We start from the raw sequence: 15,210 nt of genomic DNA on the forward strand, positions 1-15,210 counted from the left end.
GGGCCGCCGCCGCTGACCGGCCACCCCCTCGGCCCGCGTTTCGCCGCGTACGGGCCGGGTAGGCGGCGTCACCGTGGCGACGGACGGAGGCGGACCGGTGAAATACGAGACACGGCAGGGCAGGCAGCCGGTCGATCCGGCGCACGCTGAGGACGAGGCCGGCCAGGCCCGCCTGGTCCAGGTGGAGGCGGACACCGACGTGCCGGCACCGGAGCCGGGTGCGCCGAAACCGGACGAGGTGACCGAGGACGACGGTTCCGGCGTGGCCGGCGGGTCCTCGGGCAGCAGTTCCGGCGGCTCCTCGATGCCGACGCACCCGGACGCGGCCCGCTGAGCGTTTGCCTTCGGACGGGACGGGCAGGAGTGCGACATGACGAGTGAAGAGTCCTTCGGCCGCGCCACCACCGACGAGCCCGACGGCGCGACCGCGTACGAGGCGTCGCTGCGCCCGCCGGGCCAGTCCCTGCACAGCACCGACGACACCGGCGACGACTTCGCCGACCTGCCGGCCGAGGAGCGCCGCTCCGCCCGGGAGGTCAGCCGGGCCGGCTACGACGTTGCCGAGGTCTCCGGCACCACGGACCCGGCGAACGAGCCGGAGGAGATCGAGGAGGGCCGCCCGGAGCGGTGAGCGGCCCCGGGGTCACGGCGTCGCGGGGTCTCCGGCAGCGGGGACCCGGCCGTCGAGGAGTGCTCCGGCGCCGGCCGGCGCGACGCTGATCGCCCCGGCCGGGCAGAGCTCCACGGCGAGCCGCACCCGGTCGACGGTGTCGGCCGGCGGCTCGGCCCGGCGCAGCAGCACGAGACCGTCCTCGTCGTCCTGGTCGAAGACCTCCGGCGCGGTCACCACGCAGTTGCCCGCCCCGCAGCAGCGGTCCCGGTCCACGCCCACCCGCACCGCCGCGCTCACCAGGTCACCGGCAGCGCGTCGAGGCCGTAGACGACCGAGCTGTCCCGGGTCGGCAGCCGCCCCGCCGTGGTGGCCGGCTGAAGCCGGGGGAACCGGCGGGCCAGCTCCACGAGGACGATCCGCAGCTCCGCGCGGGCGAGGGGCTGGCCGATGCACTGGTGCACCCCGAAGCCGAACGCCACGTGCTGCTGCGCCGCCCGGTACGGGTCGAACTCGTCCGGCCGGTCGAAGGTCGTCCGATCCCGGTTGGCCAGGGAGAGCACCGCGATGGCCCCCTCGCCGGCCCGGATCAGCCGCCCGCCGATCTCGACGTCCTCGGTGGCCAGGCGGGGCAGCCCCGTACGCACGATGCTGAGATAGCGCAGCAGTTCGTCGACCAGGCCGTCGGCGTGCCCCGGGTCGTCGCGCAGCGCGGCGTACCGGGCGGGGTGCCGGAGCAGCAGCAGGGTGCTCAGCCCGATCATGTTGGCGGTGGTCTCGTGGCCCGCGATGAGCAGCAGCACGGCCATGCCGACCAGCTCGTCGACCGCCAGCTCCCCGGTGTCCACCCGATCCCGGGCCAGCCGGCTGAGCAGGTCGTCGGCGCGTTCCCCGGTGGCCACCTTCGCCTCGACCAGCCGGTGCAGGTAGTCGCGCAGTTCCCGCACGTGCCGCTGGACCCGTTCCGGCGGGGCGTCGCGGTCGATCAGCGTCCGGCTGCGCTCCTGGAAGAAGTCGTGGTCGGCGTACGGGACGCCGAGCAGGTGACAGATCACCATCGACGGCACCGGCAGGGCGACGTGCGTGACCAGGTCGGCGGGCGGGTCGGCGGCGTGCAACTCGTCCAGCGTCCGGTCGACGGTCTGCCGGATCAGCGGCTCGATCCGCCGCACGTTCCTGATCATGAACTCGGCGGTGAGCATCCGGCGCAGCCGGGCGTGCTCGGCGCCGTCCATCCGGATGAACCCGCCCCGGCGGTCGCCGAACGCGCCGGGCGGGATCCGGCGCAGCAGCGGGAAGCCCGGCCGGGTCAGGTCGGCGCTGAAGCCGGGGTGGCGCAGCAGCTGCTTGACGTCGGCGTGCCGGGTGACCAGCCAGGCCGTCGCGTCGGTGGGGAGCCGGACCCGGGTGACCGGGCCGGCGAACCGCCGCCGCTCCCCCGCGTCGAGCGGGACGAGCGGGTCACGGTCGAGGTTGGTCGGGGGCCAGAGCGGCAGGTCGGTGAGGGGGGCAACGGTCACGCGGACACCTCCGGGAGGGCGACTGTCCGTGACGGTATCGATCCGCTACGTTACCCATCGATCGGGTCCGGCACAACCGCTCCGGGCTCAGCGAGCGGCCGGCGCCGCCGCCCGTGCCTCGGCCATCCCCCGGTTGGCCAGCGCGTCGGCCCGCTCGTTCTCCGGGTGTCCGTTGTGGCCCTTCACCCAGAGCCAGGTCACCTCGTGCCGGGCGCAGGCCGCCTCCAGCCGCTGCCACAGGTCGGCGTTCTTCACCGGCTGCTTCGCCGCGGTCAGCCAGCCGTTGCGCTTCCAGGAGGCCAGCCAGCCGGTGATGCCGTTGCGCACGTACGTGCTGTCGGTGTGCAGCCGCACGGTGACCGGGCGGGTCAGGCTCTCCAGCGCCCGGATCGCGGCGGTCAGCTCCATCCGGTTGTTCGTGGTCGGGGTCGCCTCGCCGCCGCACAGCTCGCGCTCGTGCCCGCCCCAGCGCAGCAGCACGCCCCAGCCGCCGGGGCCGGGATTGCCGCTGCACGCCCCGTCGGTCCAGATCTCCACGACCCCGCCGGTCACCGCCTCCGCCATGCCGGCAACCTACCCGGCGACGGAAATCCGCACGACACCGCCGGGACGGTCTGGCAGGGTCACCGATCATGGACGGACGGTGGGACGGCCTGCGGGCCGACGTGCGCGCGGCGATCGACGAGCTGGTCACCTCCGGCCGGGAGGCCGGCGTGCAGGTGGCCGCGTACCTGGACGGGACGCCGATCGTCGAGGAGCAGGCCGGCCTGGCCGACAGCACCACCGGCCGGCCGCTGACCGCCGACACCCCGGTGCACGCCGTCTCCACCGGCAAGGGGCTCACCGCCACCGTGGTGCACACGCTGGCCGAGCGGGGGCGGCTCGACTACGACCTGCGCATCGCCGAGGTGTGGCCGGAGTTCGCCCGGCACGGCAAGGACGGCATCACGCTGCGGCACGCCCTCACCCACACGGCCGGGCTGCCCGCCCTGCCCGCCGACGTCACCCCGGCGGACTTCGCCGACTGGGACCGGATGTGCGGGCTGCTCGCCGACGCCGAGCCGCGGTGGGCGCCCGGCGAGCGGCTGGCGTACCACGCGTGGACGTGGGGCTGGCTGGTCGGCGAGGTGGTCCGGCGGGTCACCGGGAAACCGGTGTCGCAGGTGCTGGCCGAGGAGGTGGCCGGGCCGCTCGGGGTGGCCCGCGAGCTGTTCCTCGGCGTGCCGGAGGCCGACCTGCCCCGGCTGGCCCGGCTGGAGGACGCCGGCCTGTCCGCCCTGATGACGTACGCGAGCGCGAACCTGCCGAACTTCGACGCGGTGGCCCCGCCGCACGTCCGCCCGGACGCCACGACCGGCAGCCGGCCCGAGGTGCTGCGCGCCGACGTGCCGGCGGTCGGCACGATGTCGGCCCGCGCGGTCGCCCGGATGTACGCGGCGCTGCTCGGCCCCGTCGACGGGGTGCGGCTGATCTCACCGGAACGGCTCCGGGAGGTCTCCGCGGCGGCGGTCCGTGCCCAGGAGTGGGTGTTCGGGCAGGAGACGACCTTCGGCCTCGGCTACGCGGTCGACGTGGACGGTTCGTTCGGCACCGCCGGCAGCGGCGGCAGCCTGGCGTTCGCGTACCCCGGGCTGGGGTTGACCGTGGCGGCGGTGCGCAACCGGCTCGGCGCCGGCGACGGCGACCCGATGGAGCGGCTGCGGGTGCTGGTCCGCGACCGGGTGGCCGCGGAACTCGGCCGCTGACCGCTGTCGGAAGCGGCGGTCGCCGTTCGTGTCCGGGGTGGAGGGCCGGCAGCGGGCCGGCCCGCCCCGAGGGAGCGGCATGCGGAAGATCATCGTCACCGAGGATGTCGGCCTGGACGGCGTGATGCCGGCCCCCGGACGTCCCGACGAGGACCCGGATCCACGCCGGCTACGAGCCGGCCTGACCGGCGGCCCGCGGCCCGGCCTCCGGCACGGGGGCGGGGGCCGGGTCGCGGCACAGCCGGCCGCGCAGCCGGTCGACGGCGTCGCCGAGCACCGCGCCGGTCATCGGCAGCAGCGGGCTGGACCGCATCACCGCCAGGTCCTCGGACGGTGAGGTGGCGCCGTCGAGGAAGCGCAGCACCCGCTCCGGCGGGTTGCGGTCGAAGAGCCGCTCGAAGAACTCCACCCCGCCGACGTGCCCCCGGTCCAGGGCGCGCAGCGCCACCGCGTCCATCCACCGGTGACGCCGGGGGTACGCGGGCGCCGGCGCCGGCGGCCGGCCCGCCGCGAGGGCCCCGGCCACCTGCTCGGCCTGGCGGAGCATCGCGGAGAAGGTGAACCCGGTGGACGGGCGGGTGGCGCCGCCGGCGGTGCCGAGCCGGACCACCCGCGGCGAGGGCCGGGGGACGAACGGGCCGTCGGTCATCGGGATCACCCCGTTCTCCATCTCGCGCACCCGCAGCCCGGCCAGGTCCACGCCGAGCAGGCCGGCGTACCCGCGCAGCGCCGCGTCGTAGCCGGCGTCAGTGAGCACGGCGGGACCGAACTCGGTGTACTCGACCAGGGCGTACCGGGCGTCGACCGGCAGCACGTAGCCGAAGGAGACGCCCCGGACGGGCTGCGGGGTGCGGAAGTCCATCAGCACGGCCCGGCCCGGGTCGAAGGTGGGCCGGTCGGCCGCCAGCCACCAGCCGCGGAAGTGCTGCAACCAGCTGGTCCGCCCGGGCCGGGCCGGCGGGCGGGGCCGGGAGTCCAGCGCCCAGCCGGCCCGGACCAGCGGCCGCCCCTCGGGGTCGTGCACGGTCACCCGGTCGCCGTCGTCGGCCAGCGCGCCGGCCGGCGCGCCGATCCGCACCGTGCCCAGCCGCCGTTCGGCCGCGGCAGCCCGGTCGTAGACCGGGCCGGAGCGGAGCATGGCGTACCGCAGCGGGGTGAGCGGCAGGACGCGGCGGCCGGCGGGCGTGACCACGTCGACCTCCGACCAGCTCGCGCTCAGCAGCGGGTCGAGGTCGCCGCCCGGGGCGCCCCAGAACGCCCAGGTGCGGTCCTGGCCGCGCTTGTGCACCGGGTCGACCACGGCGACCCGCAGGCCGGTCAGGTCGTGCCGGTCCAGGGCGGCCAGGACCAGGGAGGCGGCCCCGCCGCCGCCCACCAGCGCGAGGTCGGCCTCGACCGGCGTTGCGTGCACCCGCCCACGCTGCCACACGCCGGAGACCGCCGCCGCCCGGGACCCGCCGTCCCGCCCGGGGCGCGCCGCGTAGATTCGCAGGTGGATCACCGACGACGGGGGGACGGACATGGGGCGGGCGCCGCTGCGGGTGGGGTTGCTGGGGTACGGCATCGCGGGGCGGGTGTTCCACGCCCCGCTGGTCGCCGCCACGCCCGGCCTCCGGCTGGACGCGGTGGTCACCCGGGACCCGGAGCGCCGCGCGCAGGTCCACACCGAGCATCCGGACGCCCGGATCCTCGACGACGCCGACCAGCTCTGGCAGGCCGCGGACACCCTCGACCTGGTCGTGGTGGCCACGCCGAACCGGCAGCACGTGCCCATGACCCGGGCCGCGGTGGCGGCCGGGCTGCCGGTGGTGGTGGACAAGCCCCTCGCCCCGACCGCCGCGGAGGGCCGGGCGCTGGTCGCCGAGGCGGCCGCGGCCGGGGTGCCGCTCACGGTGTTCCAGAACCGCCGCTGGGACGGGGACTTCCTGACCGTGCGCCGGCTGGTCGAGGCCGGCGAGCTGGGCCGGGTGACCCGCTTCGAGTCCCGGTTCGAGCGGTGGCGGCCGGCGATCAAGCCGGGCTGGCGGGAGAGCGCCGCGCCCGGCGAGGCCGGCGGCGCCCTGTTCGACCTCGGCGCCCACCTGGTCGACCAGGCGGTGCGGCTGTTCGGCCCGGTGCAGCGGGTCTACGCCGAGGTGGACCGGCGGCGGCCGGGCGCCGAGGTCGACGACGACGCGTTCGTGGCGCTCACCCACACCGGCGGGGTCCGCTCCCACCTGTGGATGAGCGCGGTCACCGCGCAGCTCGGCCCGCGCTTCCGGGTGCTCGGCGACCGGGCCGCCTACACCGCGTACGGGCTGGACCCGCAGGAGGCGGCGCTGCGCGACGGCGGACGGCCGGGCACGCCGGGCTGGGGCGAGGTCGACCCCGACCGGTACGGCCGGCTCGGCGCCGACGGCGAGCTGCGGGCGGTGCCCACCGAGGCGGGCCGCTACCAGGACTTCTACGCCCAGCTGGCGGCCGCGCTGCGGGACGGCGCGCCGCTGCCGGTGGACCCGACGGACTCGGTCGGGGTGGTCGAGCTGATCGAACTGGCGCACCAGGCGGCGGTGCGGGGTGTCACCCTGCCGGTGCCGCCGCGGCCCTGAGCCCGGGCCCCGCTCAGGCGACGGTCGCCGGGGTCTCCCGGCCGTCCGGGGCCGGGTCGGCGTACGCGGCGGCCACGGTGGCCCGGTCGAACACCCGCCAGGTCGCGGCGATCACCGCGACCGCCACCACGAACCCCACCCAGTAGGGTGCGGTGATCCCGTACCGGTCGGCGAGCAGGCCGCCGAGCAGCGCGCCGACGCAGTTGCCGCCCGCGGCGATGAACAGCGTGGTGCTGCCCACCCGGCCCATCAGCGCGGGCGGGGTGAGCCGCTGGCGCAGCGAGTTGGCGACCATGTTCCACAGCGCGCCGTGCACCCCGAAGGCGAACAGCGCCAGCCCGACCACCACGGCGCTGCGCGAGGCGGCCAGGGCCAGGTGCAGGCGGGCCTCGATGAGCAGGCCGACCCGGACGGTCCAGGTCGCGGTGATGGTGGCGACCAGCCGGTCGCCGACCGCCGAGCCGAGCAGCCCGCCCACGGCCATGCAGGTGAACAGCGCGCCGTAGCCGACCGAGCCGAGGCCGAGCCGGTCGGTGGCGAGCAGCACCAGCACCGCGAGGGCGGCGGTCAGGGTGACGTTGAGCAGCCCGATGAGCAGGGCCATGGTGCGCAGCAGCCGCTGGGACAGCAGCCAGCGGAACCCCTCGGCGACCTCCGCGCGCACCGAACGGCGCCCGCCCGCCCCGGGCGAGCCCCGGTACGACCCGGCGAGCAGGCCGACGAGGACGGCGCTGAGCGCGTACGTGCCGGCGTTGACGGCGAACGGGATGACCGCGGCCACCACGAAGAGGAAGCCGCCGAACGGTCCGGCGACCATGTTCTGCATGATCTGGGTGCCGCCGCCGAGCCAGCCGTTGGCCCGTTCCAGGCGGGACCGGGGCACCACCGCGGGCACGACCGCCTGGGCGGCGGTGCGGAACACCACCTCACCGGTGTTGACCACGAACAGCACCGCGTAGAGCAGCGGCACCCCGGCCCGGTCGGTGACCATCGCGGCGGCCAGCACGGCCAGCACGGCCACCCGCAGCCAGTCGATGACCACCATCAGCCGGCGCCGGTCCACCCGGTCCACCAGCACCCCACCGGGCAACGCGAACAGCAGCCAGGGCAGCCAGGCCACCGCGGCGCCGGCCGAGACGGTCAGCGGATCGTCGGTCTGCGAGGCGACGTAGAGCGGGGCGGCCACCGTGGCCATGCCGCTGCCCAGCGCCGACATGGTGCTCGCGGTCCAGAGCCGGGCGAAACGCCCGTCGAGCCGATCCCCCGTCGTCCCCGTCACGGCGAGGCAACCTACCAGGGATCGGACGCCGCGCCGACCGGGTTTCCCGGCCGGCCGCCGTGCGGTCAAGCGGCCGGCCCGTGGGAAGATCACCCATGCCCGTCACGAGCCCCTGGCTCGCCGGGCCCGCGCCCACCGCCCACGATCCGGAGTTCGCGCACCACTGGCCCGCGTACCGGTGGCAGTCCGACCACGTGGAGCGGTCCCGGTCGCTGGACGAGCCGCCGACCGGGCCGCTCGTGGTGGTGCCGGCGGAGCGGATCGTCTACACCGAACACTGGCTGCGCCGGGAGGGGTACGCGCCGCGCCAGTTCTGGCGGGCCGCCGGCCCCCGCTGACCCCTGGGCGCCGGTCGGGGGCGGATCTCCCGTTTCCCGTACGCCTCGCACCCGGACGGATCACAGTGGTGACGTGGTGGAGGTGACGGCATGACGGGACTGCGTACCGACCTGTACGAGCTGCGGATGGCGGCCAGCTACCTGCGCCGGGACATGACGGAGCACGCCACGTTCAGCCTCTTCGTCCGCCGGCTGCCGCACCGGCGCGGCTTCCTGGTCGCCGCCGGACTGGCCGAGGCGCTGACCTTCCTGGAGAGCTTCGCCCTCGACGACGCCGAGCTGGGCTACCTACGCGACGTCGTCGGGTTCGACCAGCCGGCCCTGACGGCGCTGGCCGGGCTGCGGTTCACCGGGGACGTGTGGGCCGTGCCGGAGGGTCGCGTGGTCTTCGCCGACGAGCCGCTGCTGGAGGTCACCGCGCCCATCGCGGAGGCGCAGCTGGTGGAGACGGGCGTGCTGAACCTGATCACGTTCCACACCACGGTGGCCACCAAGGCGGCCCGCTGCCGGCTCGCCGCCGCCGGCGCGCAGCTGATCGACTTCGCGTTCCGCCGTACCCACGGCATCGAGGCCGGCGCCGGGGTGGCACGGGCGTCGGCCATCGCCGGCTTCGCCGCGACCAGCGACGTCGAGGCCGCCATGCGGTACGGGATCGCCCCGTCCGGGACGATGGCCCACTCGTACGTGGAGGCGTTCCCGGACGAGCGGGCGGCGTTCCGTGCGTTCGCCGCCGACTTCCCCACGAACCCGATCTTCCTGGTCGACACCTACGACACGCCGGCGGGAGTCCGGGCCGCCGTCGACGTCGTCACCGAACTCGGGCTGACCGGCCCGCTCGGCGTACGGCTCGACTCCGGCGACCTCGGGGCGCTGGCCCGGCAGGCCCGGGCGATCCTGGACGACGCCGGGCTGCGGCAGGCCACGATCATCGCCAGCGGCAGCCTCGACGAGAACGTCATCGCGGGGCTCGTGGCGCAGGGTGCGCCGATCGACGGGTACGGCGTGGGCACCAAAATGGGCGTCTCGTACGACGCGCCGTCGCTGGACAGCGCCTACAAGCTGGTCGCCTACGGCGACCGGCCGGTGCTGAAGCTGTCCCCGGGCAAAGCCACGCTGCCCGCTGCCAAGCAGGTCTTCCGTGATCCCACCGGCGCGGCGGGGGATGTGGTGGGGTTGCGCGACGAGCCCCCACCGGGTGGCCGGGAGCCGCTGCTGGTGCCGGTCATGCGCGGTGGCCGCCGGCTCGACCCCGCCGACCCCGCCGAGGCGGTTCGCGCCGCCCGTGGCCGCTTCGACGCCGAGCTCGCCTGGCTGCCCGAGCCGGCCCGCCGGCTGGCCGATCCGACGCCGCTGACCGCGACCGTCAGCCCGGCGCTGGCGGCGCTGCACGGGCGGGTGGCCGCGCGACTCGGGGGCGACCCGACGGGTCGCCCATGAGGCTGGTCGGCGCCGGCGGGCATACTGCCCGGCATGCGCGTGCCGTTCCCCGAGCCCGGACACCGGGGAGTGACGGTCAGGCGGGACCGGCGTGGCGCAGCTCGACCTTGCGTACCTTGCCGCTGACCGTCATCGGAAAAACGTCCATCACCCGTACGTGCCGCGGGATCTTGTAGTGCGCCAGCCGGTCCCGGCAGAACTCGGCGACCTCCTCGACGGTGAGCGTGTCGTGCCCGTCGCGCAGGATCACGCAGGCCAGGATCTCCTCGCCGTAGCGCTCGTCGGGGACGCCGACCACCTGCACGTCGGAGATCTTCGGGTGCCGGTAGAGGAACTCCTCGATCTCGCGCGGGTAGACGTTCTCCCCACCCCGGATGATCATGTCCTTGATCCGGCCGACGATGGTCAGGTAGCCGTCCTCGCGCATCACCGCCAGGTCGCCGGTGTGCATCCAGCGCGCCGGGTCGATCGCCTCGGCGGTGCGCTCCGGCTCGTCCCAGTAGCCGAGCATCACCGAGTAACCCCGGGTGCACAGCTCCCCCGGCTCGCCCCGGGGCACCGTCACCCCGGTCGCCGGGTCGACCACCTTCACCTCGACGTGCGGCAGCACCCGCCCCACCGTGGCGGTCCGCCGGTCCAGGTCGTCGTCGTGCCGGGTCTGGGTGGACACCGGCGAGGTCTCGGTCATGCCGTAGCAGATCGCCACCTCGGCCATGTGCATCCCGTCGATGACCCGCTTCATCACCTCCACCGGGCACGGCGAGCCGGCCATGATTCCGGTACGCAGGCTGGACAGGTCGTAGGCGGCGAAGTCCGGCAGGGCCAGCTCGGCGATGAACATGGTCGGCACCCCGTACAGCGAGGTGGCCCGCTCGGCGGCGACCGCGCGCAGCGTCGCGGCCGGGTCGAAGGTCGGCGCCGGGATGATCACGCAGGCGCCGTGGCTGGTGGCCGCCAGGTTGCCCATCACCATGCCGAAGCAGTGGTAGAACGGCACCGGCAGGCAGATCCGGTCCCGCTCGGTGTACCGGACCAGCTCGCCCACGAAGTAGCCGTTGTTGAGGATGTTGTGGTGCGACAGCGTCGCGCCCTTCGGGACCCCGTGGTCCCCGAGGTGTACTGGATGTTGATCGGGTCGTCGCAGCTCAGCTCCGCCGCCCGCGCAACCAGCCGCTCGGCCGGCACCGACGCCCCGCCGGCTATCAGGTCGTCCCAGCTCGACTCGCCGAGCCAGACCACCGCGCCCAGCGCCGGGCAGGCGTCGCGAACCTCGGCGACCATGCCCCGGTAGTCGCTGCTGCGGTAACCGGGCGAGGAGACCAGCAGGCTCACCCCCGACTGGTTCAGCACGTACTCCAGCTCGTGCCGCCGGTAGGCCGGGTTGATGTTCACCATGATCGCGCCGATCGTGGCGGTGGCGTACTGCACGAGGACCCATTCCGCGCAGTTCGGCGCCCAGATGCCGACCCGGTCGCCCTTGGCCACCCCGGCCGCCAGCAGGCCGCGGGCCAGGTCACCCACCGCGCGGCCGAGTTCGGCGTACGTCCAGCGCCGGCCGCTCGGGCAGTCGACCAGGGCCTCCCGGTCCGGGTACGTCTCGACCGAGCGGGCCAGGTTCGCGCCGATGGTGTCGCCGAGCAGCGGCGCGTCGGAGGTCCCGCTGGCGTAGGAGGGCAGGCTCACCGGAAGTCCTCCTCGCGGTACTCGCCGGCCGGCCGCGCCCCGGCGGCGGCGTGCTTGTCGCGCTCGGCGGCGCGCAGCTCGGTCCGGCGGATCTTGCCGGAGATGGTCTTCGGCAGGTCGGCGAACTCCAACCGCCGCACCCGCAGGTACGGGGCCAGCCGGTCGCGCGAGTGCGCGAAGAGCGCCGCCGCGGTCTCCGGCCCCGGCGCCCAGCCGGGCGCGAGCACCACGTACGCCTTCGGCACGGCCAGCCGCACCGGGTCCGGTGACGGCACCACCGCCGCCTCCGCCACCGCCTCGTGCTCCAGCAGCACGCTCTCCAGCTCGAACGGCGACACCCGGTAGTCCGACGCCTTGAACACGTCGTCGGTGCGTCCCACATAGGTGAGGTAGCCGTCGGCGTCCCGGGAGGCGATGTCCCCCGTGTGGTACCAGCCGTCGCGCATGGCGGTGGCGGTCAGCTCCTCGTCGCCGTGGTAGCCCACCATGAGCGCGGTGGGCCGGTGCGCCAGGTCCAGGCAGACCTCCCCGTCGTCGCCCACCTCCCCGGTGACCGGGTCGACGAGGCGCACCACGTAGCCGGGCAGCGGGCGCCCCATCGAGCCGGGCTTCACCGGCGCGCCGGGCGGGTTGCCGATCTGCGCGGTGGTCTCGGTCTGCCCGTACCCGTCCCGGACGGTGACCCCCCAGGCCGCCTCGACCTGCTCGATCACCTCGGGGTTCAGCGGCTCCCCCGCGCCGACCACGCTGCGCGGCGGGCGCGCGAGCTGGGTCAGGTCGGCCTGGATCAGCATCCGCCACACCGTCGGCGGCGCGCAGAAGCTGGTCACCCCGCACCGGTCCATGGCCGCCATCAGCCCCGCCGGGTCGAAGCGCGAGTAGTTGTAGACGAACACCGTGGCGCCGGCGTTCCACGGCGCGAACACGTTGCTCCAGGCGTGCTTCGCCCAGCCCGGCGAGGAGATGTTCAGGTGCACGTCGCCGGGGCGCAGCCCGATCCAGTACATGGTGGACAGGTGCCCCACCGGGTAGGAGGCGTGGGTGTGCTCGACCAGCTTCGGCCGGGCCGTGGTGCCGGAGGTGAAGTAGAGCAGCAGCGGGTCGCCGGCCCGGGTCGGCCCGTCCGGGGTGAACACCTCGTCCGCGCCGTACGCGTCGGCGTAGTCGTGCCAGCCGCCGACCGGGGCGCCGACCGCGATCCGGGTGTAGTCGCCGGCCACCTGGGCGAACTTGCCGGCGTGCTCCGCCCCGACCACCACGTGCCGGGCCGCGCCGCGCGCCAGGCGGTCGGCCAGGTCGGCCGGGCCGAGCAGCGGCGTCGCCGGGATGATCACCGCGCGCAGCTTGATCGCGGCGAGAATGGTCTCCCAGAGTTCGAGCTGGTTGCCGAGCATGAGGATCAGCCGGTCCCCGGGCCGGACGCCGCGGGCGCGCAGCCAGTTCGCCACCCGGTTCGAGCGGCGGGACAGCTCGGCGTACGACCAGCTCCCCTCGCCCCCGTCCGCCTCGACGATCCGCAGCGCGGTGCCGTCGTTGCCCTCGGCGAGCACGTCGAACCAGTCCAGCGCCCAGTTGAACTCGTCCAGCCGGGGCCAGCGGAACTTCTCGTACGCGGTCTCGTGGTCCGTCCGGTGCGCGAGCAGGAAGTCGCGCGCCTCGCGGAAGGCCTGGGTGCCGGCGGTGGCCATGGGGGTGTCCTTCCTGTCCCTGGCGTGCGGCCGGGAGGGGGACGGCGCCGCGCGCAGTACGCTGATCCTCGATCGGGTGACGCAGGTCTCACCACCCCCGGACGGGGGTGGCCGGCGGGGAGGTGGCCAGATGGTGACGCTCTACCCGCGCGACGACGCCGACGAGGTCCGGCGCGGCCTGCTGACCCTGCGCCGCGGCACCGGCCTGCCGGTCGCCTTCGGCGGGCTGGTCGCGCCGGGCGGCCCGCCCCGGATGACCATCACCGAGCTGGCCGGCACCAGCACGACCGCGCTGCGCGGCCTCGCCATCCACGCCGGCGCCGGCCTCGGCGGCAAGGCGCTCGCCCTCGGGCTGCCGCTGCGGGTCGACGACTACCCGGTGGCCCGCTCGATCAGCCACGAGTACGACGCCCCGGTCTCCGCCGAGGGGCTGCGCTCGGTGCTCGCCGTGCCGGTGGTGGTGCGCCGCGAGGTCCGCGCGGTCCTCTACGGCGCGGTACGCCAGCGCCTGCGGCTCGGCGACCGCCTGGTCGCCGCCGCGGTCGACGCCGGCCGGGACCTGGAACGCCGCCTCGCGGACCGGGACGCCGCCCGGACGGCGCTGGCCGCCCTGCCGACCGTGCCGTCCCGCCCGGACCCGACCGGCCCGGAGTGGGAGCAGGTCCGCCAGGCGCACGCCGAGCTGCGCGGCCTGCTGACCCGGATCGCCGACCCGGAGCTGCGCGACCGCCTCGACGCCGTCGCCGACCGGCTCGCCGGCGCGGTACGCCGGCCGGGGCCGCCGACGGCGGTGGCCCTGTCGCCCCGGGAGACCGACGTCCTGGCCTGCGTCGCCCTGGGCTGCACGAACGCGGACGTGGCCGGGCAGCTCGGGCTGCGCCCCGAGACGGTGAAGAGCTACCTGCGCTCGGCCATGCGCAAGCTCGGCGCGCACACCCGGCTGGAGGTCGTGGTCGCCGCCCGCCGCGCCGGTCTCCTCCCCTAGCGCCAGCCACCCCGCTCCACGCCGTAGGGGGCCGACGCTTCTGAGCCGTGCCGACCCGCACGCCGCCTAGAGCATCCTAGGATGCTAGGTTCGAGCTCATCGGCGCCGACTGGACGGGCAACCGCGAGGCGACGAGCACGTGTACGCGGCGCTGCGCGCCGGGGCCAGCGCCTTCCTGCTCAAGGACACCCGCCCGGCCGACCTGGCCGAGGCGGTGCGGGTGGTGGCCCGAGACGAGGCGCTGCTCGCGCCGACGGTGACCCGCCGGCTGCTCGACCGGTTCGCCGACCGGCTGCCCGGCGAGGCCGCCGACCGGGGGCGACTCGCGGCGCTCACCGCCCGCGAGGTCGACGTGCTGACGCTCGCCGCGCGGGCACTGTCCAATGCGGAGATCGCCGAACGGCTGTTCCTGAGCACCGCCACCGTGAAGACGCACGTCTCCGCCGTGCTCACCAAACTCGGCCTGCGCGACCGGATCCAGGCGGTGGTCTTCGCCTACGACGTGGGGCTGGTCCGCCCCGAGCCGCCGCGCCGCTGACCCACCTGCCGGCCGTTGGTCCCCACCTGGGGGGTCGTCCGAGCCGACCCGGACGGGGTCGTCCGGGCCGACCCGGACGGGACGGTCACGGCCGGGCCGAACCGGACAGACGCGCCAGGGACCGTCCGGACGGGACGTCGCGCGCGAGGCGGGACGACCCGTCCGGAGTCGCGTCCGGGCTGGGCGGGCATGTCCGTCGCACCCGGGAGCGACCGGGAACACGTGACGGCAACGAAGATTTCTCAATTACGCCTAGTGACCGTCGCAACCCTCCTAGTGTTGGCCACACCGGTGCTAGTCACGGAGTTGGCCACCCGAACGACGTCCCACGCAGACAGCGGACGAAAAGTGAGGGAAGACGCGGATGAAGGCAAAGACAGTTCTCGGATCGGCGGCGGTCGGCGTGGGCCTCGGCACACTCCTGCTCCCGGCCGCCGCCCTCGCGGACACCACCGTCTCACCGGCCACCACCCCGGTCGGCGGGACCGTCGTGCTCACCACGACGTCGTGCAACCCGAAGGCGGGCGACGCGCTCTTCCGCGTCACCGGACCCAACCGGGACCAGAACGTCAGATCCACCACCGCCGCGGCGGGCGGTGGGCTGAGCGCCGAACTCTTCACCGCCGGGTTCACCCTCGGCACGTACACGGTCACCGCCACCTGCGGCGACGGCAGCAACGGCGGCACGGCCAGCTTCACGGTCACCCCGATCGGCGGAGCGCAGGCCGGCGCCGGCGGCCGGGACGGCGACACCGGCGTGCTGGTCGCGGGCGGCGCGCTGGCCGCCGCGGCGGTCGCC

At 75.3% G+C, this 15,210-nt stretch carries 13 protein-coding genes and 3 pseudogenes; 9 read left to right on the forward strand and 7 right to left on the reverse strand.

What is annotated here, in order from left to right; translation table 11 throughout:
- The first annotated feature begins 97 nt into the window (after positions 1-97).
- Complete coding sequence (locus B0E53_RS22105; RefSeq protein WP_107077813.1) at positions 98-334, forward strand: preprotein translocase YidC; 237 nt, start codon at positions 98-100, stop codon at positions 332-334.
- Positions 335-370: 36 nt separating this feature from the next.
- Positions 371-631 carry a hypothetical protein gene (locus tag B0E53_RS22110; protein ID WP_107077814.1) on the forward strand — a complete coding sequence of 87 codons (261 nt, stop codon included), beginning with the start codon at positions 371-373 and terminating at the stop codon, positions 629-631.
- A gap of 12 nt (positions 632-643) precedes the next feature.
- Here the strand turns inward: B0E53_RS22110 and B0E53_RS22115 are convergent, their stop codons facing one another.
- From B0E53_RS22115 to rnhA, 3 genes are all read right to left on the reverse strand, one after another.
- Positions 644-898, reverse strand: a complete 255-nt coding sequence (locus tag B0E53_RS22115) for a ferredoxin (RefSeq protein ID WP_107077822.1) — start codon at positions 896-898, stop codon at positions 644-646.
- An 8-nt stretch (positions 899-906) separates the two neighbouring features.
- Positions 907-2,130, reverse strand: coding sequence for a cytochrome P450 (locus B0E53_RS22120; protein WP_107077815.1), 1,224 nt, complete (start codon positions 2,128-2,130; stop codon positions 907-909).
- 87 nt (positions 2,131-2,217) lie between these two features.
- The gene (rnhA, locus tag B0E53_RS22125) at positions 2,218-2,694 is read right to left on the reverse strand and encodes a ribonuclease HI (RefSeq protein ID WP_107077816.1); all 477 of its coding nucleotides are present in this window, start codon (positions 2,692-2,694) and stop codon (positions 2,218-2,220) included.
- A 68-nt stretch (positions 2,695-2,762) separates the two neighbouring features.
- Between rnhA and B0E53_RS22130 the strand changes: the two genes are divergently transcribed.
- Positions 2,763-3,875: a serine hydrolase domain-containing protein gene (locus tag B0E53_RS22130; protein WP_107077817.1), complete on the forward strand. Its 1,113-nt coding sequence runs from the start codon at positions 2,763-2,765 to the stop codon at positions 3,873-3,875.
- 169 nt (positions 3,876-4,044) lie between these two features.
- Here the strand turns inward: B0E53_RS22130 and B0E53_RS22140 are convergent, their stop codons facing one another.
- Complete coding sequence (locus tag B0E53_RS22140; protein WP_107077823.1) at positions 4,045-5,304, reverse strand: lycopene cyclase family protein; 1,260 nt, start codon at positions 5,302-5,304, stop codon at positions 4,045-4,047.
- Between the two features lie 91 nt (positions 5,305-5,395).
- On the opposite strand from B0E53_RS22140, the gene B0E53_RS22145 reads away from it, so the two are divergent.
- On the forward strand, positions 5,396-6,463 hold the full coding sequence (locus tag B0E53_RS22145; RefSeq protein WP_107077818.1) for a Gfo/Idh/MocA family oxidoreductase: 1,068 nt from the start codon (positions 5,396-5,398) through the stop codon (positions 6,461-6,463).
- A gap of 13 nt (positions 6,464-6,476) precedes the next feature.
- On the opposite strand, the gene B0E53_RS22150 is transcribed toward B0E53_RS22145, so the two are convergent.
- A complete protein-coding gene (locus B0E53_RS22150; protein WP_246835541.1) occupies positions 6,477-7,742 on the reverse strand; it encodes an MFS transporter in 1,266 nt (421 codons plus the stop codon).
- Positions 7,743-7,903: 161 nt separating this feature from the next.
- On the opposite strand from B0E53_RS22150, the pseudogene B0E53_RS22155 reads away from it, so the two are divergent.
- Positions 7,904-8,080, forward strand: a pseudogene (locus B0E53_RS22155) (pyridoxamine 5'-phosphate oxidase family protein); the annotation flags it as partial.
- 90 nt (positions 8,081-8,170) lie between these two features.
- Positions 8,171-9,517, forward strand: coding sequence for a nicotinate phosphoribosyltransferase (locus tag B0E53_RS22160; protein WP_107077820.1), 1,347 nt, complete (start codon positions 8,171-8,173; stop codon positions 9,515-9,517).
- 76 nt (positions 9,518-9,593) lie between these two features.
- Here the strand turns inward: B0E53_RS22160 and B0E53_RS40425 are convergent.
- Both B0E53_RS40425 and B0E53_RS22170 read right to left on the reverse strand, forming a co-directional pair.
- Positions 9,594-11,194 (reverse strand): annotated as a pseudogene (locus B0E53_RS40425) (AMP-binding protein).
- A gap of 2 nt (positions 11,195-11,196) precedes the next feature.
- A complete protein-coding gene (locus B0E53_RS22170; protein ID WP_107077821.1) occupies positions 11,197-12,888 on the reverse strand; it encodes an AMP-binding protein in 1,692 nt (563 codons plus the stop codon).
- Here B0E53_RS22170 and B0E53_RS22175 point away from each other — a divergent pair.
- The 3 genes and pseudogenes from B0E53_RS22175 to B0E53_RS22185 form a co-directional block, all read left to right on the forward strand.
- On the forward strand, positions 12,887-13,873 hold the full coding sequence (locus B0E53_RS22175; RefSeq protein ID WP_246835542.1) for a helix-turn-helix transcriptional regulator: 987 nt from the start codon (positions 12,887-12,889) through the stop codon (positions 13,871-13,873). The two genes, B0E53_RS22170 and B0E53_RS22175, sit on opposite strands and share 2 nt — an antisense overlap.
- Positions 13,874-14,003: 130 nt before the next feature.
- Positions 14,004-14,411, forward strand: a pseudogene (locus B0E53_RS22180) (response regulator transcription factor); the annotation flags it as partial.
- Positions 14,412-14,775: 364 nt separating this feature from the next.
- Positions 14,776-15,210 (forward strand): hypothetical protein (locus tag B0E53_RS22185; protein ID WP_107077825.1); only part of this gene is annotated, 435 nt, incomplete at its 3' end.

It is taken from the genome of Micromonospora sp. MH33 (assembly GCF_003013775.1).
Lineage (GTDB): Bacteria > Actinomycetota > Actinomycetes > Mycobacteriales > Micromonosporaceae > Micromonospora > Micromonospora fulviviridis.